Origin of the sequence: Campylobacter concisus, assembly GCF_002092855.1 — a bacterium.
GTDB lineage: Bacteria > Campylobacterota > Campylobacteria > Campylobacterales > Campylobacteraceae > Campylobacter_A > Campylobacter_A concisus_AI.
In genome coordinates this window covers 1-423 of sequence record NZ_LVLC01000010.1, presented here as the reverse complement: position 1 = coordinate 423, position 423 = coordinate 1, and the positions used below count along the sequence as shown (strand labels likewise).

The 423-nt window shown below is 30.7% G+C and carries 1 protein-coding gene; it reads right to left on the bottom strand.

Features of this window, described 5'->3' with window-relative positions; genetic code table 11:
* The coding region (locus A3223_RS04290) for a DUF2393 family protein (RefSeq protein ID WP_141081794.1) at positions 1 to 330 on the bottom strand (330 nt) is incomplete at its 3' end.
* Positions 331 to 423 lie beyond the last annotated feature (93 nt).

Here is a 423-nt window from a genome sequence, read left to right as displayed (position 1 = left end):
ATTTAGCGGTTGATTGATTAGTTTGACTGTCAGTGTGCAGTTGCTAATTGTAAATTTACCAATGTTTCTCACTTGCCCCTTAAAAACAATACTTTCATTTCGTAAAATTCGTTCACTTTTTACATTTTCGAGCATACCTTTTTTTGTATATTTATCAAGCACTAGCATCAAAAAAACAGCAAGTGTAGTTGAGACCAAAATGTTTGTAAAAAATAGTGATAAAAATAACTTTCGCTCAGCTCTAAGTGAAAGAACAAGAAACAAAATAGAAAGTAGAGCAATCGCAAAAAGAACGATAATATGAACGATCGTAAAATATGCTGAGCTCATCAAAAACACTCCACTTTTTTAGAGATATTGTAATCTATAAATGCGAAATCATTGACAAATTCTTTAATCTCAATGCTTTGCTTTGGCAAAAAT